Source organism: Promicromonospora sp. NPDC060204, from assembly GCF_042728455.1.
Classification (GTDB): Bacteria; Actinomycetota; Actinomycetes; order Actinomycetales; family Cellulomonadaceae; genus Promicromonospora.
Genome location: NZ_JBHWZO010000053.1, coordinates 1 through 21,006, shown reverse-complemented (window position 1 = coordinate 21,006; position 21,006 = coordinate 1). Strand labels below are relative to the sequence as shown.

Here is a 21,006-nt window from a genome sequence, read left to right as displayed (position 1 = left end):
TCGTCTGTGGTTCGTCGGGTCGTCAAGCCGTCAGGCGCTCAGCAGCCGGCCCGTGGGCAGCGCCCGCTCGGCGGCCTCGACGTCCGACAGCCCGAGCGAGCCGCGCAGCGACGTCGCCGTCCGCTCGGTGCGGAACAGGCCCGCCTGCTGGAGCGCGGGGACGAGGTGGTCGGTGATGGTGTCGAGGTCGGAGCTGAGCGAGGACGGCCGCAGCAGGAACCCGTCGACGGCGCCGACGGTGGTCCAGTCGGCGATCAGGGTGGCGAGCTCGTCGGGCGTGTCGGCGACGACGAGCCCGTCGCCCATGGCCGCCGTGCCCTCCAGCGCCTCGACGAGCTCGAGCCGGGCCCGCGCGCTGGCCCGTTCCTGCGCGAGCACCACGTAGACCTCGGCGAGCACGCGCAGCTCCTCGGGGTCGCGCCCGGCGGACAGCGCGGCGTCCCGCACGAGGCGGCGCAGCCGCACCGCGTGCGCGGCGTCGGTGACGGTGATCCGCGCGACGTCGGCGGTGCGGCCGGCGAGCGCCGCGCTGGCCTCGGAGCGCACGCGGACGACGACGGGCGGGGGCACCTGCGGCAGCGCGTCTCCTTCGGCGCGGCGGCCCCGGACGGCGAACCGGATGCCGTCGTGGTCCACGCGGAACCGGCCCTCGGCGTCGAGCTCGACCGCGCCCGACCCGCTGCCGGGACGTCCGGTCCACACCTGGGTCACGGACCGGATGCCGAGCTCGACGCGCGCGGCCCAGGCGTCGTCGGACTCGGGGAGCTTGCCCTGCCGCACGGCCTGCCAGCCCGCCCGGCCGCTGCTGGCGCGGTCGATGCTGCTCAGCGCGACGGCGGCGTGGCCCGCCTCGACGTGCACCGTGTCGACGGCGGCGACCAGCCCGATGCCCGATGTGACCCGGGCGGCCCGGGCCGCGGCGACGGCCGTGTCCAGCCGTCCAGTGACCTGGCTGCGGCCGGGATGGAGCAGGAAGCCCTCGTCGAGGCTGACGAAGTCGAGCAGGCCGCGGTCGGCGGTCCGCACGAGGTGCAGGAACCGCTCGCCGTCGAACGGACGCGGCGCGACCGGGCCACGTGCCCGGTGGGCGCCCGGACGGGCGCCGGCGGAGGTGAGGTCCACGCCGAGCACGACGGGACGGGAGGAGGTGGGGGCGAGGGACGTGGGCTGCGACGGGTACGGCACGGCGGGGCTCCGTTCGGGCTGCGGCTGCGCGACGGCGCCCGGAGGACCCGGCCGGCGCGCGCAGGGTGCGCGACGGCGTCCAGGGGTCACCCGGGAGCGTGGCTGCCAGAGGGCAGGAGTGGGACGTCCGGTCAGGAACGTGAGGGCCGGATACGGCCGGGGCTCGGCGTGCGGCGCCGAGAGGAGTTCCGGGCGGCGGACCGGTGGCGCCTGTGGCGACCGGTCAGCGCGTCGGGGCTGTCAGTGTGGGACTGTCGCCGTCAGCGACAGGAGCAGTGACAACACATGTCCTCGCGCGGGGCAGCACCAGCCCGCACGGTGACGTTCCGGGACGGCAGGGACACGTGGACGGCGGGGGCAGCGCTCCGGGTCATCGTCGTTCTCCTCACCTGCTCGCCCATCGGCGAGCGACGCGTGTTGTCATCCGCCGGCGGCGGTGGACCTGGTCCTCACCCGGGGCACCCACCCGCGCGGGGGGTTGCCGTCCGACCAGCCGGGGCTTCGCGTCGGAACTCATGACCTGTCGAGGCTTTCTACATCTCTCCGATCGGATTGGTGTGGTTGGTCTCGATGTCACAGAAGATACGAATGGAACCCATAGAAGTCAATGATCCTTGCCCAGATCTCACATCCCGGGACCAGGGTCTCGCCGGCAGGCGGGGGTGTGCTGGTGGACGCGGGCGCGGACGCGGCGCGGCCCCGCCCGAGCAAGGTGCGCTTCTACCCCGTCATTGGGCCCGGAACCAGGCTGTTTTCGGGCCCAATGACTGGGTAGAAGCGCACTCTCGCCTGGCCCCTTGCTCACTCACACACCGGCGTCGGCGACCAGCCGGAGTCACGCACCGAACCGGCCGGGGTCACGAGACGAGCCGAGCGGTCAGCCGAACTCGTGCGATCGACCGACACCGCCGAGCCCACACAACGCAGAAGTGCGCTTCTACCCAGTCATTGGGCCCGGAACCAGGCTGTTTTCGGGCGTAATGACTGGGTAGAAGCGCACTTCGGGATCGGGGTGGGCTCGGCGAGGGGCTAGTCCAGGAGGAGCTCGATCTGGGCAACGGCGCCGGGCTCGGCAAGCTCCAGCCGGAGGCCGGTGAGCGGCACCGGTTCGTCGAGCACGAAGGGGCGGAGCTGGCTCGGCCAGCGCCACTCCTCGCCGGACCGCTCGTCGAGCACCCGGCCGTCGGCCGCGACCAGACGCCATGCGGACGGCGCCGTGTCGGACGCCGGGCCAGAGGTCAGCGTGTAGGCGCGCAGCACCGATCCGGCCGGGACCTCGGCGGCGGGAGCCCAGTCGAGCACGCCGTCCACCGCGGCCGACGTCGTCAGGTCGCCGTCGGTCAGGTGCGGCAGCGCACCCTCCACGCCGCGCCAGCCGCCGTCGGCACGCCGCCACGGCCGGTCGGACGCCGAGTAGTCGCCGACCCCCGCGGCACTGGCCGCATCACCAGCACCAGCACCAGCACCAGCCTCGTCGTCCGACGGCACACCCCACCGGGTCGGGGTCTCCGACAGCACGAAGCGCAGGGTCGCTCCCCCGACGAGGTCACCGTTGTCGATCGACGGCGCAGTGATCTCCCGCGCCGCAGCCGCGCCGTCACCACCCGCCACGTCCAGCCCCTCCACATACCGCCGCCCGGCCGCCCCCGGCGCCTCGATCACGAGGTCGCCGTCGGGCCGGTGCACCACCGCCCGGTCGAACAGCGGCGATGTGACCGCCCACCGCGGCGAGCCGATCTCCAGCGGGTACAGCCCGAGCGCGGCCAGCACGTACCAGGCCGACATCTCGCCGTTGTCCTCGTCGCCGTGGTACCCCTGCCCGATGTCGTTGCCGGTCCACAGCCGCGTCAGGATCTCGCGCACGACCTCCTGGGTGCGGTCCGGCCGCCCGGCGACCGACCACGTCCAGGCGATGTGGTGCGACACCTGGTTCGACTGTCCGAGCTGGCCCAGGCGCACGTCGCGCGCCTCGAACATCTCGTGGATCGGGGACCCGTAGCTCCCCGGCTTGTCGGCCTGCTCGGGCTCGGTGAAGAACCGCTCCAGCAGCCGCTCCAGCCCGGCCCGCCCGCCGTGCAGGGCGGCCAGCCCCGCGCCGTCGTGCACGGGGTGGAACAGGAAGTTCCAGGCGTCGGACTCGGTGTAGTCGCCGCCCCACGCGTCCGGGTCGAACGGCGCCGGGTCGAACGCGCCGTCCCGGGCGCGGCCGCGGAAGAACCCCGTGGCGGCGTCGAAGAGGTGCACGTACCCGAGAGCGCTCTGCCGCAGGTAGGCGGCCTCGTCGCGCAGGGCCCGACGGCGCCCGTCCGGGGTCCCGGGCGCGTCGGCGAGCGCCTGCGCCATCCGCGCCAGCCCGGCGTCGTTGATGTAGCCCTCGAGGCTCCACGACACCGACTCCTCGACGTCGCGCGGCACCCAGCCGTGGGTGAGCGCGAAGTCCTGACCCTTGCGCCCCACGCCGGACCGGGTGGGCAGGGCGGTGGCGTTGCGCAGCCCGGCGTCGTAGGTCGCCAGCGGGTCGGGCAGGTCGACGCCGCGCAGGTACAGGTCGGCGAAGGCGACGTCGGACGACGTGCCCGTCATCAGGTCCGCGTAGCCGGGCGACGACCAGCGGGCGACCCAGCCGCCCTCCCGGTACTGCTGCACGAAGCCGTCGGCGAGCCGGGCCGCGACCTCCGGGTACAGCAGGGCGTAGGCCGGCCAGCAGGTGCGGTAGGTGTCCCAGAACCCGTGGTTGACGAACATCTCGCCGGGCACCACCGGGGCGCCGTCGAGCACGGGCGAGGCATGCACGGGCGCGCCGTCGGCCCCGACCTCCGTGTACGACGACGGGTACAGGTTGAGCCGGTAGAGGTTCGAGTACAGCGTGACCCGCTGCTCCTCGGAGGCGCCCTCGACGTCGAGCACGCCGAGCCGCTCCTCCCACTGCGCGCGGGCGGCTTCGGCGACCTCGTCGAAGGTCCCGGACACCTCGCGCTCCAGCGCGAGCCAGGCCAGCTCCTCGCTGATGTACGACGTCGCCACGCGCACCTCGACCGTGCGGCCCGCCTCGGCGCCGTCCGCCCCCACCCCGGACTCCAGCGCCACCGTCGCGTACGTCGCGTGGTCCCGCCCGCGGGCGCGGCCCGTGCGGAGCACGGGCCGGGAGATCCGGCCCACCACGTACATGCGGCTGCGGCCCACCGACAGCGGGCTGCCGTGGTCGCTCCAGCCGGTGAGCGTGCCGTCGTCGTGCACGGTGACGAAGACGGGCGGGCCGTCCGCGCCGAAGTCGCCCACGGCGTCGACCAGCAGGTGTCCCGTCGTGGCGCCCGGCGGGAACGTGAAGCGGAGCACGCCGCCGTGGTCGGCCGCCGCGACGGCCACGCGCGCGCCGTCGTCCAGGCCGACGTCGTACCGGTGCGGGCGGGCGGTCTCGTCGTCGTGCGAGAAGCCGATCGAGCGGGCGTCGAGACTTGCGTCGGGCACGTCGTCGCCGTCGCCCGAGGCGGGCACGAGGTGGAACGCGAGCTGGTCGCGGTCCCCCATCCACGGGCTCGGCTCGTGCGAGATGCCCACGCCCTGCAGGCGCGGCCGGTTGTCCGGGCCGTTGTGCGCGGCCCAGGAGTACAGCCAGCGCTCGGAGGCGGCGTCGGTGAGCGGGACCCACATCGTGAAGCCGTTCGGCACCGCGGCCGCGGGCACGTTGTTGCCCCGCGAGTAGGCGCCCGAGGAGTGCGTGCCGCGCCGGGTGTCCACGAGGTCCGTGCGGCCGGTGACCGTGCGCAGGGCGCGCGGCCCCACCGACACCGTGTCGAACCACGCCTCGGTGCGCCCGCGGTCGGGCGCGGCGGTCACGGCGGCGGCCGCGCGTACGCGGCGGCCCGGCAGCGTCCGCGCCACGGGACCCAGGTCCACGCGGACCAGGTTCCAGTGGTCGGGCACCAGGATCCGGGCCTCGCCCTGCCCGACGGCGGTCGCGGGCATGCCGTGCTGGTCCAGCAGCGCGCGCCCGGGGTCGGTGACGGAGAGCCACGTGCCGTCGTCGAGCAGCAGGTCGAGCGCCACGTACGTGGAGCGGTAGGTGAGCTTCTCGTCGAGCACGGGCAGGACGGCGTAGCGCAGCTCCGTGCCGGCCTCGACCGGCACGTCCAGCCCGTCGAGCAGCACGGTGCGGCCCTCGCCGCGGTGCCGCACGCGGATGGCGTGCTCGCTGGTCAGGCCGGCGCCGGGGCGGCCGGCGGGGACGTGTGCGGGCCCGGTCATGAGCAAGCCCGTGACAGCGCTGTCGTCGCAGCGTGCGCGGCGACGTCGGGGTCGTAGACGATTGCAGTTGGCCTTTCGTAGCGGGCGGCGAGCGCCCTGGTTGGTCTCACTGGTCGGCGAGCAGCTTGTTGCACTCGCCGACGGCGGCGTCGAGGGCCTCCGACGACGTCTTGTCGCCCGTGATCGCCGCCGCGAGCTGCTGGTTGATGACGGTGGTCATCGCCTCACTGATCTCGACCGGCTGCAGCACCCGCGCCGTGGTGAGGTTGCTGAACGCGATCGCCTTGGCGTCGCCCTGCGGCGTGCCGTCGCTCTGCGCGAGGTCCGGGTTCTCCTGCGAGGCCGCCGTGGACGGGAACACGCCCGGCACCTCGGCCGAGAACGCCTCCTGGTTGACGGCGTTCGTGACGAACCGGGCCAGCGCGACGGCCGCCGGGAGGTTCGTGGACGTGTTCGAGACCGACAGGCCCTGGACGTACAGCGGCGTGGCGCCCATGTACGGCGAGGAGACGATCTGGCCCTCCAGCGCCGGGTTGTTCTCCAGCACGCTGTTGATGAAGTTGCCGCCGCCGGTCGACCAGGCCACCTTGCCCTCAGCGAAGAGCTGGCTGTTGCCCAGGTAGGCGTCCGTGAGCACGTCGTCGGGCATGAGGCCCTCGGCGTAGGCGTCCCGGTAGACGTCGAGCAGCGCGGCCGCCTCCGGCGTGTTGAACGTGAACTCGGTGCCGTCGTCGGACAGCACGGGGATGCCGGCCGCCGCGAAGTCACCCACGCCTGGCTTGCGGCTCATGAGGTACCCGCCGGTCGCGTCGTGCATGATCCGCGCCTGGGTGACGAGCTCGTCGAGGCTGGTCGGCGGCGCGGCCGCGTCGAGCCCCGCCTCCCGGAACATGGCGCTGTTCCAGTAGTTCAGGTCCGTGGTCAGGTACCACGGGAAGCCGAACGTGCCCTCGAGGCCCGCGTACCGGTAGGCGGCCAGCGCCCCGGGCACGTAGGTGTCCTCCAAGGTGTCGTCGACCGTCGTCAGGTCGGTGAGCAGGCCCTCGCGGGCCAGCGTGAGCGCGAAGTCGGGCGGCAGGTTCGTGACGTCGGGCAGCTCGCCCGCGGCGGCCTGCGCGAGCACCGTCTCCGAGTAGCCGTCGCCGGGCTGGTCGAGCCAGAGCACCTCGGTGCCGGGGTACTCCTGCTCGAAGTCGGCGATGACGCCCTGGACGTACTCGGTGAAGCGAGGCTTGAGCGACCACGTCTGCAGCGTGACCTCGCCCGTCACGTCCTGCGCGCCGCCGTCCGGATCCGCCGCGCCCCCGCCGTCGAGGGTGCAGCCGCCCAGGGCGGCCAGGACGGCCAGGGCCGCCCCCGCGGCCCCGAACCTCGTGATGATCATGGACAGTTCCTTCCGGCAGAGGCTTCGTCGCGTCCGGGCTCGATGTCGCCGCTGCCGAGCCTACGGGTGACGGGGTGCCCGGACCGGCCGGGCCGGCAGCTCACCCGGGTGAACTGCCGGTCCGGCCAGGCGGGTGCTACGCCAGCGTGAAGCGCAGCGTGCGCACCTCGAACGGGCTCAGCTCGACGGTCACGGTGCCGTCCGCCGTGAGATCGACCGTGCCGCCCTCGACGTCGTCCTCGATGAGGCTGACGGTCCGGGCGCCGCTCACCGGCGCCGCCACCGTCACGGCGCCCGACGCGCGGCGGCCGTGGGCCTCGTAGACGCGCACCACGAGGTCGCCCGACCGGTCGTCGGCGAGCTTGACCGCCGACAGCGTGACACCGGCGGACACCCCCACCAGCGGCTCGACACCGTTCGCCCCGCGCAGCTCCCGCGGCCGCGCGCCGAACGTCGCCCCGGCCTCGGTCGCCGCCGCGGTGTCCGCGCCGACGACCAGGCCGTACCGGTGCGTCTGGAGGCCCTGGTCGGTCTCCGGGTCGGGGAAGCGCGGCGCCCGCAGCAGCGACAGCCGCACGGTCGTCGTCACCTCGGGCACGCCCGGGGACGGCGCCACGCCCTGCTCGGACACCTCGCGCGTCACGTCGTACGCGTACGACGAGTCGTTGACGAGCCCGACGCCGAAGCCCGGCTCCTGGACGAGCAGCCACTTGTGCATGGAGGTCTCGAACTTGGCGGCCTCCCAGCTCGTGTTGGTGTGCGTGACCCGCTTGTGGAAGCCGAACTGGGTCTCGGCGGCCACGTGCTCGGCCCGCACGTCGAGCGGGAAGGCGACCTTGAGGAACTTCTCGGTCTCGTGCCAGTCCGTCCGCAGGTCGATCTCCAGGGTCCGGCTCCCCGGCGCGAGCGTGATCACCTGGTCCAGGCTGGACGCCGAGAACTGCCGGTGCACCGTCACCACGGCCACGCCGTCCTCCACGGCGCCGGTCACCTTCTCGGCCTCGCGCAGGTCGGTCACCGAGTTGCGGTAGAACCGGTCCACGTCCCAGGCGTCCCACTTGTTCGGGAAGTCCTGGTGCAGCTGCAGCACGTTCGCCTCGCGGCCGGGCGCCACCGCGTCCCGGCCGGATGCCACGTCGATGGCGGACGTCACGTGGCCCGCGGCGTCCAGCGAGATCCGGACCAGCTCGTTGGCCAGCACGTACCCGCCGTCGGACAGCTCCTCCAGGGTGCTCGACGCCGCCGTCGGGGCGGACGCCGGGGCCACGCCGAGGGCCGGCACGCCCGCCTGCGCGAACACCGCGGGGTTGGCCCGCAGGGCCACCTCACCCTCGCCGACCAGGGTCCGCAGGGAGCGCTCGATGATCGCCTGCACGCCCTCGGTGATCGCCGCGTGCTGCGCGACCGCCTCACGGTGCACCCAGGCGATGGACGTGCCCGGCAGGATGTCGTGGAACTGGAGCAGCAGGACCTGCTGCCACAGGGAGTCGAGCTCCTCGTAGGGGTAGTCCGCCCCGGTCCGGGCCGACGCCGTGGCCGCCCAGGCCTCGGCCTCGACCAGGAGCTGCTCGTTGCGGCGGTTGCCCTGCTTGGTCTTGTGCTGCGAGGTCAGCGTCGCGCGGTGCAGCTCCAGGTAGAGCTCGCCCACCCAGACAGCGCTGTCATCCGTCCCGGACGCGACCAGCTCCCCGCGGGCACGCTCGAAGAACGCGTCCGGGTGCTCCCAGCGCACCTTGGCACTGCCCTCCAGGCTCGCGAGCCGCTTGGCGCGGCCGGTCATCTCGCGGGTGGTGCCGCCGCCGCCGTCGCCGTAGCCGACGGGCGCGATCGAGCCCGTGGCGCGCCGCGACTCGCGGAACTGGCGGGTCGCCTTGGCGAGCTCGTCGCCCGAGAGCTGCGAGTTGTAGGTGTCCATCGGCGGGAAGTGCGTCAGCACGCGCGACCCGTCGATGCCCTCCCACCAGAACGTGTGGTGCGGGAAGACGTTGACCTGGTTCCAGGAGATCTTCTGCGTGAAGAACCAGTCGAACCCGGCGCGGCGGACGAGCTGCGGCAGGGCCGGCGAGTAGCCGAACGAGTCCGGCAGCCACACGCCGTGCGACCGCTGGCCGAACTCCCGCTCGAAGAAGCGCTGCCCCTGCGAGAACTGGCGCACGAGCGCCTCGCCCGACGGCATCACCGTGTCGGACTCGACCCACATGCCGCCCAGCGGCAGGAACCGGCCAGAGGCGACGGCCTCCTTGACCTTGGCCCACACCTCGGGCCGGTGCTCCTTGACCCACGCGTACTGCTGCGCGGACGACATGCCGTAGACGAAGTCGTCGGTGCGGCCGATGAGGTCGGCCATGGACGACGTCGTGCGCGCGACCTTGCGGATCGTCTCGCGCACCGGCCACAGCCAGGCGGAGTCGATGTGGGCGTGGCCGACGGCGGAGATCTCGTGGGCGCTGTGCTCGGCCGGGCTGGCGAGCACGTCCGCGAGCGCCGCCCGGGCCGCGGCGGCGGTCTCGGGGATGCGCTGGAGGTCGAGCACGTCGAGGGCGTCGTCGAGGGCCTGGAGGATCCGCATGCGACGCGGGCCGGTGGGCAGCTCGGCCTGGAGCTCCAGCAGCACCTCGACGTCGAGGGCGAGGTCGTGCACCTCGGACTCGAAGATCGCGAGGTCGATGCGCCGGGTCGTGTACAGGGGGTGCGGGGACGAGGTGGTGGTGTCGCCCTCCGTCGTCCGCTCGAAGACGTTGTGCCCGAGCAGCACGGGGTTGGACGCCGCCTCCAGGTAGAGCTCGACCTGCTCGCCGCCGGCCGCGGCGTCGGCCACGGGCACGTGCTGGTTGCGGGGGTTGATCGACTTCACCGGGCTGCCGTCCGGCGTGTAGACGAGCGCCTCGGCCTGGAAACCGGTCCGGTCGACGTCGAACCCGAGGTCCACCACGGCCTCGACGGTGCGTCCGGCCCACTCGGCGGGCACGGTGCCCGTCAGCCGGAACCAGGTGGTGCCCCAGGCCGGGCCCCACGGGGTGCCCACCTCGTACGGCTGCATCGCGAGGGCCAGGCCCTCGGCCGGCGGGATCGGCTCCCCCGGCAGGGCGTGCCACTCGACCTCGAGCGGGACCGACGTCTCGTGGACCGCGGGCCAGATCCGTTCGGTCAGCACCCGGTGCGCGCGCCCGGTGGTCAGTGTGATGTCGTCGTGCATCGAAAGGGCCTCCCCTGTTTCACCGTTGAACGCACGCAGGCTAACCCAGACTCACGCCGTCGCCGGGAGGCCGTTCGGCAGGTGTCGGACGGGCGTCCGGTGGGCGTCCCGTGGGCGTCCGCACCCCCGGGGGGATGAAAGGATGGTGCCCATGAGCACGAGCGACGAGACACCCACCGGCATCGAGGCTCCGGTGGGTCCTGACCAGGCCACGCGGGACATCGCGGAGGTCGCAGCGGTCGAGGTCATCACCACGGCCGCGGTCCACCTGATGAGCGCCGCGGCGGTCAAGTGCGGCCTGGCCGAGGGCGACGACGCCGAGGAGCTCAAGGACCTCGACGAGGCGCGCAAGCTGATCACGGCGCTGGCCGCGCTGGTGGTCGCGAGCGCCCCCGACATCGGCAACCAGCACGCCCGCTCGCTGCGCGACGGCCTGCGCAGCCTCCAGCTCGCGTTCCGGGAGGCGTCGGTGATCCCCGACGCGCCGGGCGAGGGGCCGGGCGAGAAGTACACGGGTTCCGTCGTCTGATGACCGAGGCTCCCGTCGAGGCGGTACCGGAACCGGGGCGGGCGCCGCGGCCCCGTCGGGGTGGTTCCCGGGTGCTCGCCATCGTCCTGGTGGCGACGATCGCCGTCGGCGCCTACCTGTGGCTGACGACCGTCCGCTGGCAGCGCACGGCCTCCGACTGGGAGGCCGAGGCGCACGGCTACGCCGACGAGGTCGCCTCGCTGCGGATGCAGCTCGACGGCGCGAACTCCGAGCTGAAGGCCGCCCGGGACCAGCTCTCCACGGCGACGTCGCGCATCACGGACCTCGCGAACGAGAAGGCGCAGCTCGGTGACGAGAACGTCGCCTCGCAGCAGGTCCTCGACTACCAGACGCAGGTCAGCGCGGCCGGCGCCACGGTGGCCTCCGCACTGGGGCAGTGCGTGTCGGGCCAGGAGCAGCTCGTCGGCTACCTCAAGGAGGCCGACCAGTACGAGCCCGCCGACCTGGCCCGCTACGAGCGGGAGGTCAACGCGCTGTGCGCCGACGCGGAGGAAGCCAACAAGGCCCTGCAGCGGGAGCTGCGCCAGTGAGGTGGAGCGCCCGTTCGCGCGCCGTCCTCGCGGGGCTCGTCCTGACCGGGACGCTGGGCGGGTGCGGCGTGCTGCCGCCCCTGCCGGACCCCGTGCCGAGCGACATCGTGCCGTCCACGCCCGTGGGCCTGTCCCCCGCGGCCGGCGGGGACGCGCTGAGCCCGGACGGGTTCGACGCCGTCGAGCGGATGGCGGTCCGAATCCGCAACGTGGGCTGCGAGGAGCTGTCGACCGGTTCGGGCTTCGCGATCGACGAGCACACGCTGATCACCAACAAGCACGTCGTCGCGGACTCGAAGGACCTCGAGGTCAGCACCTACGACGGGCACGACATCACCGTCGGCGCCACGTCGACCGCCGGCCTCGCTGACCTCGCGGTGGTCCGCACGACCGACCCGCTGCCGTCGCACCCGGAGCTCGCGAAGGCCGACCCGGAGCGCGGCGACTCCGTCACGGTGGTGGGCTACCCCGCGGGCGGCGAGCTCACCGTCACCGAGGGCGAGGTCATGGGCACCACCCGGGACCCGCTGAACGCCAACCTCGGCGAGGTGCTGCTCACGGACGCCCCGGTCGAGCCGGGGTCGTCCGGGTCGGCCGCGCTGGACGACCAGGGCCGCGTGATCGGCGTCGTCTACGCGAAGACGGCGGACGACAACAGCCTGCTGGTGCCGCTGTCGACGCTCCAGGACATGCTGGCCGACGACACGGCGTTCACGCCGGCGAAGGGCTGCTGAGCGGGCGGATCAGCGGGCCGCGCCGATGCGGAGCTCCAGGGAGTCCACGCGCGCGGAGATCACCTCGGACGCCGCCAGGCGGGCGTTGACCTGCCCCAGCACGACGTCGAGCCCGGCCCGGTCCAGGCCCGGGTCCAGGGCGAGCACCACGGCGACCTCGGCCTTGCGGCCGGGCTCGGCGTGCGCCCGCACGACATGCTGGACGGGTGCGGCGGCGACCGTGACCTCGGACGCGACCTCGGGGTCGACGGCGAGCCCGTCCTCGTGCGGCACCAGGGCGGGCTGCCAGGGCTTGCCCTGCGCCAGCGCCCACACGGCCGGGCGCGGGACGAGCGCCGTCACGGGCCCGGCGGGGTCCACGACGATCAGCGCCCAGTTCTCGTTCACCGCTGACAGGGCCGCGCGGGTCGCCTCGACCGGAACCGGCCGGGCGTCGGCGCGCCACGCCTGCATGGTCGCCACGGAGGTGAAGACCGGCAGGGCGCGGCGGCCGTCCGGAGCCTCCAGCGCCACGACGCCGGAGGACGCCTCCTTGTCGACGGCCAGCCCGTCCGGGTTCTGCTCGACGACGCCGGCCTCGGCCAGCACCGGCACGAGCACGCGGGTCTCGGCCAGCCGGGCGACGACGTCGCGCAGCGGGACCGTCCCCGTCGAGTGGCCCTCCAGCAGGCGGGTCAGCTCGGCGTCGGCCGAGCCGTCGTCGCCCGCGAACTGGCTGGACGGCTGGATGGACTTCACTCGGCGGCCCCGTCGCCCGCGGGCTCAGCGGCCCCGTCGGTACCGGCCCCCGGCCGCCCCGCGACGTCGAGCGCCTCGGGGAGCGTGAAGGCACCCGCGTACAGGGCCTTGCCGACCACGGCGCCCTCGATGGTGCCGAGGGCGCGGAGCGCGCGCAGGTCGTCGAGCGACGAGATGCCGCCCGAGGCGACGACGTGCGCGGGGGTGCGCGCGGCGACGTCGGACAGGAGGTCGACGTTGGGGCCGCGCAGCGTGCCGTCCTTGGTCACGTCGGTGACGACGTAGCGGGCGCAGCCGGCCTCGTCGAGGCGGCCGAGGACCTCCCAGAGGTCGCCGCCCTCCTTGGTCCAGCCGCGCGCGGCGAGCGTGGTGCCGCGCACGTCGAGGCCGACGGCGACGCGGTCGCCGTGCTCGGCGATGACCTTGGCCGTCCAGGCCGGGTCCTCCAGCGCGGCGGTGCCGAGGTTGACACGGCGGGCGCCGGTGGCCAGGGCGCGCTCCAGCGACTCGTCGTCGCGGATGCCGCCCGACAGCTCGACCTGCACGTCCAGCTCACCGACCACGCGCGCGAGCAGCTCGGCGTTGGACCCGCGCCCGAAGGCGGCGTCCAGGTCCACGAGGTGCACCCACTCGGCGCCGCCGGACTGCCAGTCCAGGGCGGCGGTCAGCGGGTCCCCGTACGAGGTCTCCGAGCCGGCCTCCCCCTGGACGAGGCGGACGGCCTGGCCGTCGGCCACGTCGACGGCGGGCAGGAGCACGAGTCGGTCGGTCATGTCTCTCCAAGTTCTGTCTGTCGAAGTGTTGAGTGCTGGGTATTTGTCGGCCGAGCGGTGTCTGCGCAACAGATACCCAGCACTCAACGGGTGGGGCTAGGCGAGGGTCTTGAGCCAGTTCTCCAGGAGCTGAGCTCCCGCGTCGCCGGACTTCTCGGGGTGGAACTGGGTCGCCGCCAGCGGGCCGTCCTCGACCGCGGCGACGAACCGGCCGCCGTGGTCCGCCCAGGTGACCCTCGGCGGCGTGAACCTGCCCACCGCGTTCTCGTCGTAACCCTTGGTGAACGTCTGGGCGGCGTACGAGTGCACGAAGTAGAAGCGCTCGTCGGCGATCCCGGCGAAGAGGGCCGAGCCCTCCGGCGCCTCGACCGGCGACCAGCCCATGTGCGGCACCACGTCGGCGTGCAGCCGCTCGACGACGCCGGGCCACTCGCCGATGCCGTCGGTGCGCTCGCCGTGCTCCACCCCGGCGTCGAACATGACCTGCATGCCCACGCAGATGCCCAGGACGGGGCGGTTGCCGGCCAGGCGCCGGCCGACGACCTCGTCGCCGCGCACCGCCGTCAGGCCCGCCATGCAGGCGGCGAAGGCGCCGACGCCGGGCACGACCAGGCCGTCCGCGTCCTGCGCGAGGGCCCGGTCGGCCGTCAGCGTCACGTCGGCGCCCACCCGCTCCAGCGAGCGGACGGCGGACCGGACGTTGCCGAAGCCGTAGTCGAGGACGACGACGCGCGCGCCCACGGTCAGATCCCGTCCTTGCTGTCCGGACCGGTCTCGCCCTTGCCCATGCTCCTGCGGGCCTTGCGCGCGGCGGAGGTCAGCATCCGCATCGCCTTGAACTTGCTGATCGAGTCCGAGCCGACGACGCCCTCGATGTCGGCGACGGTCGTGGCGCCGGTCAGCAGGTCGACGACGTTCTCGGGCGCGCCGCCCAGCACCAGGCCGGGGGCGAGCTCGTCGCCGCGGACGCCGTCCGCGAACCGGACCGCCGTCATCTGCTCGCCCGTGCGGGTGACCAGGACGAGCGGGACGCCCCGCACGAGCTGGGAGATCGCCGCGGCGGCCCGCTCGGGCGCGTCGCCCGACCGGTCCCGCAGCACGCCGACCGCGCCGACCGAGGTCGGCACCGCGTCCAGGTCGAGCTGGGCCAGGGAGCTGGCCGCCGCGAGCGGCTCGGCGCCGGCGATCTGGGTGATGATCGCGGCGAACTCGGGCTCCCCCGTCCCGGTCAGGGAAGACAGGTCGTCGGGGATCTCGAGGTTGTCGAGGTCGAAGTCGGGCAGGTCGTCGCCGGCCGGCGTGCTGCTGTCGGACCCGCTGTTGTCGGGCCTGGGGCTGTCGGACATGGCTGCTAGAGCGCACCCTTCGTGGACGGGATGCCGTCGACGCGGGGGTCGACGGCGACGGCGGCGCGTAGCGCACGCGCCAGCGCCTTGAACTGAGCTTCGACGATGTGGTGGGGGTCGCGTCCGGACAGCACCCGCACGTGCAGGCAGATGCCCGCGTGGTGCGCGATGGACTCCAGGACGTGCCGCGTCAGCGACCCCGTGAAGTGACCGCCGATGAGGTGGTACTCCTGGCCCGCGGGCTCGCCCTCGTGCACCAGGTACGGCCGGCCCGAGACGTCCACGACCGCCTGGGCGAGCGCCTCGTCGAGCGGCACGAGCGCGTCGCCGAACCGGGAGATGCCGGCCTTGTCGCCGAGCGCCAGGCGCAGCGCCTCGCCGATGCTGATCGCGACGTCCTCCACCGTGTGGTGGGCGTCGATGTGGGTGTCGCCGGTCGCCTGCACGGTGAGGTCGATCAGCGAGTGCTTGCCGAGCGCCGTGAGCATGTGGTCGTAGAACGGCACGCTCGTGCTGATCTCGGTGCGCCCGGTGCCGTCGAGGTCGAGCTCGACCAGCACCTTCGACTCGGACGTGGCGCGCTCCACGCGTGCTGTCCTGCTCATGCCCGTTCCTCCCCCTGCAGTACCTCGGTGAGCGCCGCACGGAACGCGGCCATCTCGGACGACGTGCCGATCGACACCCGCAGCCAGCCGTCCGGGCCGGTCTCGCGGATCAGGACGCCGCGGTCGAGCAGACCCTGCCACACCGCGTGCCGGTCGTTGAACGTGCCGAACAGCACGAAGTTGGCGTCGGTGTCCGCGACGTCGAACGGGCGCCCGTCCGGCAGGTGCTGCTTCCGCAGCCACGTGACCGTGGCGTCCCGCTCGGCGCGCAGCGTGGCGACCTGCGCCATCAGCGACTCGCGGTGGCGCAGCGCGGCGCCGGCCGCGGCCTGCGTGATCGCGCTCAGGTGGTACGGCAGGCGCACGATGCGCAGGGCGTTCACGAAGTCGGGCGACGCGACCAGGTAGCCGAGTCGCGCGCCGGCCGCGGCGAACGCCTTGGACATGGTGCGCGAGACGGCCAGGTTCGGGTACCGCTCCAGCAGCGCGACCGCCGACGGCGTGCCGGGGCGCCGGAACTCCGCGTACGCCTCGTCGACCACGACGACCGGGCGCGCGCCGTCGAGGTCGACGCCGAGCGCCGCCTCGCAGACCGCCTCGATGGTGGCCGTGGGCAGCGCCGTGCCGGTCGGGTTGTTCGGGCTGGCCAGCAGGATCACCGACGGGCGCACCTCGCGGATCTTCGCGGCGGCGCGCTCCGGGTCGAGCGTGAAGTCGTCCTCGCGGCGGCCGACCACCCAGGTGGTGTGCGTGTCGCGCGCGTACTCCGGGTACATCGAGTACGTGGGCGCGAACGACAGCGCGGTGCGACCCGGTCCGCCGAAGGCCTGCAGCACGTGCAGCATGACCTCGTTGGACCCGTTCGCCGCCCAGACGTCGCAGTGGTCGAGGCGTACCCCCGTCTCCAGGGTGAGGTAGTCCGCGAGGTCCCGGCGCAGGACCGTGGCGTCCCGGTCCGGGTAGCGGTTCATCCCGCGGGCGGCACGAGCCACGTCCTCGGCGATGGTCGCGACCACGTCCTCGCTGGGCGGGTACGGGTTCTCGTTGACGTTCAGCAGCACCGGGACGTCGAGCTGCGGCGCGCCGTACGGCTCCTCGTCCGCCAGCTCCGGGCGCAGCGGCAGCCGCACCGAGGACGCCGTGGCGCTGCCCCCCGCGCCCTGCTGGTCGACGGTGTTGGTCATCACCGCACCAGTCTACGAACCGCGCGGCGCGGACCCGGCACCCGTCCGCCCACCGGGCGGGTGGCGATGGTCACGGGACGGGTCACCGCACGCCCAGCACGAACGGGTACACCGCCGCCGCCCCGGCCTGGCGCAGCAGGCGGGACGCGACCGTGAGGGTCCAGCCCGAGTCCGTGTAGTCGTCCACGAGCAGCACGGACCGGCCGGGCAGACCGCGCAGCGCGCCCTCGCCGAGCTGGAGCTGCAGGCGCCGGGCAACGCCGGCGAGCCGCATCGCGGAGTTCACGTCGTGCCGGCCAGGCTCATCCTGCCCCGCGACCGGGCCCACCGCACCGATCATCGGCACGCCCAGGTACTTGGCGAGCCCCGTGGCCAGGTGGAAGGAGAGCTGGGGCCGCCGGACCGAACGGATCGCCACGACGGCCTCGATCACGAGCGGGCCGGGCTCGGCCCCGCCCGGGACGTCGCCGTCGCCTGCCTCGCCCGCCGCCTCGCCGTTGTCCACCGTCGGACGCAGCGCGGGCCACTCGTCGAGCACCCTGGCCGCGGCCCGGCGCAGCGGCACGGGCAGCTCGCCGTCGTTCGCGTTCGGGGCGAGCAGGTCGCGCAGCGGCCCGGACCAGCCGAGGCCGTCGAGCCGCGCGACGGCCCGGCCCGGCTCGGCGAGCTCGGCGGGCGGGATCTTGCCCTTGAGGTCCAGTCCGATCGACGCCAGGCCCGTGGGCCACATCTTGCGGGGCTCGACCTCCATGCCCGGACGGTCCATCTCGGCCCGCGCGGCGGCGACGGCCTCGGCGTCGGGCGCCTCGGGCAGCGCCATGGTGCCGCAGCGGTCGCAGCGGCCGCACTCCCAGCCCGGGGTCAGGTCGGGGTCGTCGAGCTGGGCGCGCAGGTAGGCCATGCGGCAGCCCGGGGTGTTCACGTAGTCGACCATCGCCTGCTGCTCGGCGGCGCGGGTCGCGGCGACCCGCGCGTACCGCTCGGCGTCGTACGACCAGGGCTGCCCGGTCGCCTCCCAGCCGCCCTTCACGCGCCGGACGGCGCCGTCGACGTCGAGCACCTTGAGCATGGTCTCCAAGCGCGAACGGCGCAGGTCAACCTGCGTCTCCAGTACGGCGGTGGACATGGTGCCGCCGCCCGCCAGGGCGTCGAGCGTGGCCCGCACCTGCCCTTCGGCAGGGAACGCCTGCTCGCCGAACCACTCCCAGATCGCCTTGTCCTCGGTGCCGGGCAGCAGCACCACCAGCGCCTGGTCGACGCCACGGCCCGCGCGGCCCACCTGCTGGTAGTACGCGATGGGCGACGACGGCGCGCCCAGGTGCACCACGAACGCCAGGTCCGGCTTGTCGAAGCCCATGCCCAGCGCGGACGTCGCGACGAGCGCCTTGACGTCGTCGTTCTTGAGGTCGGCCTCGAGCTGCTCGCGCTGCGCCGGCTCGGTGCGGCCGGTGTACGCGGCCACCGCCAGGCCGTAGCCGCGCAGCTGCTCGGCCACCTGCTCCGCGGCCGAGACCGTGAGGCAGTAGACGATGCCCGACCCCTCGATGTCCTGGAGCGCCTCGGCCAGCCAGGCCACCCGCGTGGGCTGGTCGCCGAGCTCGAGGACCGCCAGGTGCAGCGACTCACGGTCGAGCCCGCCCCGGAGCACCAGCACGTCCTCGCCGGCGTCCGCGTCGCCGTGCACGGCGAGCTGCTCGGCCACGTCGGCCGTGACCCGCTCGTTCGCGGTGGCGGTCGTGGCCAGCACGGGGATGCCCGCGGGCAGATCGGCCAGGAGCGTGCGGATGCGGCGGTAGTCGGGGCGGAAGTCGTGGCCCCAGTCCGAGATGCAGTGCGCCTCGTCGATGACCACCAGGCCGGCGTCGGCCGCCAGCCGCGGCAGCACCTCGTCGCGGAAGCCGGGGTTGTTCAGGCGCTCCGGCGAGCACAGCAGCACGTCGACCTCGCCGCGCGCGATCGAGGCGTGCACCTCGTCCCACTCGGTCATGTTGGCCGAGTTGATCGTCACCGCCCGGATGCCGGCGCGCGAGGCCGCGGCGATCTGGTCGCGCATGAGCGCCAGCAGCGGCGAGACGATCACCGTAGGGCCGGCGCCCCGGGCCCGCAGCAGACGGGTCGCCACGAAGTAGACGGCCGACTTGCCCCACCCGGTGCGCTGCACCACGAGCGCACGGCGATGGAACGCCGCGAGCGCCTCGATCGCCGTCCACTGGTCGTCGCGCAGCCGCGCGTCGTCGCGGCCGACCAGCTCACGCAGCGCGGCCTCGGCCTCCTCGCGCAGCGAGGCGCCGGGCGACGCGGCCGGGACCGCGCGAGCAGCCGGCGCGGCCCCCGCTGCGTCGGCCGGCTCCTCCGCGCCCGGCTCCGCCTCCGCAGTCGGCTCGTCCACCTCCGCCGGCGGCCACCGGCGCACCGGCGCCACGGCCGCCACGCCGCCGTCGGGCAGCAGGCCGCGCAGCATCTGGAGCTTCGCCGCCTGGGCCTCGGGGGTGTTGCGCGCCGACGGCGGCAGCCCCGGGTCACCGACGTCGGTCAGGTGGGCGTCGTCGGGCGGCTCCTCCATGGCGAAGGGGAGGTCTGCGAAGGGGTCCTTGGTCACGTCATCGATCCTAGGAGCAGCCACCGACACCGCGAGCCGGTTATCCACAGCGGGCGCGCTTGGCACACTATTCCCCGGCGGGTCCCCGCGCCGCTTCGGGACGGGCCGCCGACGCCGCGTCGTCGGGCACGCCCGCCGGACCCGCCGACGCCGCGAGCGACGCGAGCAGCGCCAGCCGCTCCCCGCTCGGCGAGTCCGGGGCGGCGTGCAGCAGCACGACCATCTGCCGGTCGGTGCCGGCGATCGACAGCTTCTCCATGTCGAGCTCCAGCTCGCCGACCTGCGGGTGCAGCATGTGCGTGACGTGCGGCCTCCCGAGGTTGACGTCGTGCCGCGCCCAGAGCGTGCGGAACCGCTCCGAGGCGAGCGAGAGCTCCCCGACGAGCCGTTCGGGGCGCTCGTCGTCGATGTCCGTGCCGACGGCCTCGCGGAACCGGGCGACGATCTGGGGCGCCACGTCGGGCCAGTCCGGGTGCATCGCCTGCTCGGCGGGGTCGAGGAACAGGTCGCGGAGCCGGTTGCGGCCCACCCGGAGGGTGGGCGACAGGGCCGCCGCGAGCCGGTTCACCGCGAGCACGTCGAAGTAGCGCCCCTCCACGTACCCGGGGATGCCGACCCGCTCCAGCAGCCGCAGCGTCCCGGCGGGCACCACCTCGCGGCGCGGCCGACGACGCCGCCTCCGCGGCGCGGGTGCCGCCAGGTCGAGCAGGTGCCGGGTGGCGGGCTCGTCCAGGAGCAGCACCCGGGCCAGCGACTCCAGGACCTGCGCCGACGGGTTGCGGTCGCGGCCCTGCTCCAGCCGCAGGTAGTAGTCGGCGCTGATGCCCGCGAGCAGCGCCACCTCCTCGCGGCGCAGGCCGGCCACGCGCCGCACGCCGCCCTCCGGCAGCCCGACGTCGGCGGGGCGCACCAGCTCGCGGCGCGCCCGCAGGTACTCGCTCAGCTGGGTCTCCCTGGTCATGCCCACCACCGTAGGCCGGGCGGTGCGCGCGTGCCTGGTCCCCGTACTCCCAGGATCGCCCGGGCACTGCCTGTCCGTGCCGAGCGGCCGCACGGTGGAGCCATGACCACACAGACGCTCCCCGGCGGCACCTTCACGCTCGCCGACGACCTGACCCTCAACCGCGTCGGCTACGGCGCCATGCAGCTCGCCGGCCCCGGTGTGTTCGGCCCGCCCGCCGACCGCGCGGCCGCGGTCGCCGTCCTGCGCGAGGCCGTCGCGCTCGGCGTCAACCACATCGACACCGCCGACTTCTACGGCCCGCACGTCACCAACGAGATCATCCGCGAGGCCCTGCACCCCTACGCGGCAGACCTGCACCTCGTCACCAAGGTGGGCGCGGTGCGCGACGCCGAGGGGCACTGGGTGTTCAGCCGCGAGCCGGACGAGCTCCGGCGGCAGGTCGAGCAGAACCTGGAGCATCTCGGCCTGGACCGCCTCGACGTCGTGAACCTGCGCGTCGGCGGCTTCGACGCCCCGGAGCCCGGGTCGCTGGCGCCGCAGTTCGCCGCCCTCGCCGCAATGCGGGACGAGGGCCTGATCAGCCACCTCGGCGTCAGCACCGTCACGGCGGAGCAGGTGGCCGAGGCGCAGACGATCGCGCCGGTCGTGGGCGTGCAGAACATGTACAACATCGCCAACCGGCACGACGACGCGCTGATCGACTCGCTGGCCGAGCAGGGCATCGCCTATGTGCCGTACTTCCCGCTCGGCGGCTTCTCGCCGCTGCAGTCGGCGGAGCTGAACGCCGTGGCGGCCCGGCTGGGCAGCACCCCGGCCGCCGTCGCGCAGGCCTGGCTGCTGCAGCGTTCGCCGAACATCCTGCTGATCCCCGGGACGTCGTCCGTGGCCCACCTGCGCGAGAACGTCGCGGCGGCCGGGCTCACGCTGCCCGCCGACGAGGTCGCCGTGCTGGACGCGATCGGCGCCTGACGCC

The 21,006-nt window shown here is 74.1% G+C and carries 16 protein-coding genes and 1 riboswitch; of the genes, 4 read left to right on the top strand and 12 right to left on the bottom strand.

What is annotated here, in order from left to right; translation table 11 throughout:
- Nucleotides 1–30: 30 nt before the first annotated feature.
- From ACFWEJ_RS09400 to ACFWEJ_RS09385, 4 genes are all read right to left on the bottom strand, one after another.
- A complete protein-coding gene (locus ACFWEJ_RS09400) occupies nt 31–1,185 on the bottom strand; it encodes an LLM class flavin-dependent oxidoreductase (protein WP_377228935.1) in 1,155 nt (384 codons plus the stop codon).
- Nucleotides 1,186–1,594: 409 nt separating this feature from the next.
- Nucleotides 1,595–1,706: riboswitch (SAM riboswitch) on the bottom strand.
- Between the two features lie 508 nt (nt 1,707–2,214).
- Complete coding sequence (locus tag ACFWEJ_RS09395) at nt 2,215–5,430, bottom strand: GH92 family glycosyl hydrolase (RefSeq protein ID WP_377228934.1); 3,216 nt, start codon at nt 5,428–5,430, stop codon at nt 2,215–2,217.
- A 106-nt stretch (nt 5,431–5,536) separates the two neighbouring features.
- Nucleotides 5,537–6,814: an extracellular solute-binding protein gene (locus tag ACFWEJ_RS09390; protein ID WP_377228933.1), complete on the bottom strand. Its 1,278-nt coding sequence runs from the start codon at nt 6,812–6,814 to the stop codon at nt 5,537–5,539.
- Nucleotides 6,815–6,950: 136 nt separating this feature from the next.
- A complete protein-coding gene (locus tag ACFWEJ_RS09385) occupies nt 6,951–10,010 on the bottom strand; it encodes an alpha-mannosidase (RefSeq protein WP_377228932.1) in 3,060 nt (1,019 codons plus the stop codon).
- Between the two features lie 151 nt (nt 10,011–10,161).
- Between ACFWEJ_RS09385 and ACFWEJ_RS09380 the strand changes: the two genes are divergently transcribed.
- The 3 genes from ACFWEJ_RS09380 to ACFWEJ_RS09370 are packed head-to-tail and all read left to right on the top strand — an operon-like array spanning nt 10,162 to nt 11,824.
- On the top strand, nt 10,162–10,539 hold the full coding sequence (locus tag ACFWEJ_RS09380) for a DUF1844 domain-containing protein (RefSeq protein WP_285101551.1): 378 nt from the start codon (nt 10,162–10,164) through the stop codon (nt 10,537–10,539).
- Nucleotides 10,539–11,090 carry a hypothetical protein gene (locus tag ACFWEJ_RS09375; RefSeq protein WP_377228931.1) on the top strand — a complete coding sequence of 184 codons (552 nt, stop codon included), beginning with the start codon at nt 10,539–10,541 and terminating at the stop codon, nt 11,088–11,090. The genes ACFWEJ_RS09380 and ACFWEJ_RS09375 overlap by 1 nt, the downstream gene beginning before the upstream one ends.
- Nucleotides 11,087–11,824 (top strand): serine protease, encoded by a 738-nt coding sequence (locus tag ACFWEJ_RS09370; protein ID WP_377228930.1) that lies wholly within the window; start codon nt 11,087–11,089, stop codon nt 11,822–11,824. Before ACFWEJ_RS09375 ends, ACFWEJ_RS09370 begins: the two co-directional genes overlap by 4 nt.
- Before the next feature lie 9 nt (nt 11,825–11,833).
- Here the strand turns inward: ACFWEJ_RS09370 and ACFWEJ_RS09365 are convergent, their stop codons facing one another.
- The 8 genes from ACFWEJ_RS09365 to ACFWEJ_RS09330 all read right to left on the bottom strand — a co-directional run bounded on the left by ACFWEJ_RS09365 (nt 11,834) and on the right by ACFWEJ_RS09330 (nt 20,030).
- Entirely contained in the window at nt 11,834–12,562 is a 729-nt protein-coding gene (locus ACFWEJ_RS09365) for an SseB family protein (protein ID WP_377228929.1), read from the bottom strand.
- Nucleotides 12,559–13,335 carry a bifunctional 1-(5-phosphoribosyl)-5-((5-phosphoribosylamino)methylideneamino)imidazole-4-carboxamide isomerase/phosphoribosylanthranilate isomerase PriA gene (priA, locus tag ACFWEJ_RS09360; protein ID WP_377228928.1) on the bottom strand — a complete coding sequence of 259 codons (777 nt, stop codon included), beginning with the start codon at nt 13,333–13,335 and terminating at the stop codon, nt 12,559–12,561. The genes ACFWEJ_RS09365 and priA overlap by 4 nt, the downstream gene beginning before the upstream one ends.
- 96 nt (nt 13,336–13,431) lie before the next feature.
- A complete protein-coding gene (gene hisH / locus ACFWEJ_RS09355; protein WP_377228927.1) occupies nt 13,432–14,076 on the bottom strand; it encodes an imidazole glycerol phosphate synthase subunit HisH in 645 nt (214 codons plus the stop codon).
- A 2-nt stretch (nt 14,077–14,078) separates the two neighbouring features.
- Nucleotides 14,079–14,681: a hypothetical protein gene (locus ACFWEJ_RS09350; RefSeq protein ID WP_377228926.1), complete on the bottom strand. Its 603-nt coding sequence runs from the start codon at nt 14,679–14,681 to the stop codon at nt 14,079–14,081.
- Between the two features lie 5 nt (nt 14,682–14,686).
- The gene (gene hisB / locus ACFWEJ_RS09345) at nt 14,687–15,286 is read right to left on the bottom strand and encodes an imidazoleglycerol-phosphate dehydratase HisB (protein ID WP_285101537.1); all 600 of its coding nucleotides are present in this window, start codon (nt 15,284–15,286) and stop codon (nt 14,687–14,689) included.
- Complete coding sequence (locus tag ACFWEJ_RS09340) at nt 15,283–16,470, bottom strand: histidinol-phosphate transaminase (protein WP_377228943.1); 1,188 nt, start codon at nt 16,468–16,470, stop codon at nt 15,283–15,285. The genes hisB and ACFWEJ_RS09340 overlap by 4 nt, the downstream gene beginning before the upstream one ends.
- Before the next feature lie 82 nt (nt 16,471–16,552).
- A complete protein-coding gene (locus tag ACFWEJ_RS09335) occupies nt 16,553–19,069 on the bottom strand; it encodes a RecQ family ATP-dependent DNA helicase (RefSeq protein WP_377228925.1) in 2,517 nt (838 codons plus the stop codon).
- 67 nt (nt 19,070–19,136) lie between these two features.
- Nucleotides 19,137–20,030: a helix-turn-helix domain-containing protein gene (locus ACFWEJ_RS09330; RefSeq protein ID WP_377228924.1), complete on the bottom strand. Its 894-nt coding sequence runs from the start codon at nt 20,028–20,030 to the stop codon at nt 19,137–19,139.
- Nucleotides 20,031–20,132: 102 nt separating this feature from the next.
- Between ACFWEJ_RS09330 and ACFWEJ_RS09325 the strand changes: the two genes are divergently transcribed.
- Complete coding sequence (locus ACFWEJ_RS09325) at nt 20,133–21,002, top strand: oxidoreductase (RefSeq protein WP_377228923.1); 870 nt, start codon at nt 20,133–20,135, stop codon at nt 21,000–21,002.
- The last annotated feature ends 4 nt before the right edge of the window (nt 21,003–21,006 follow it).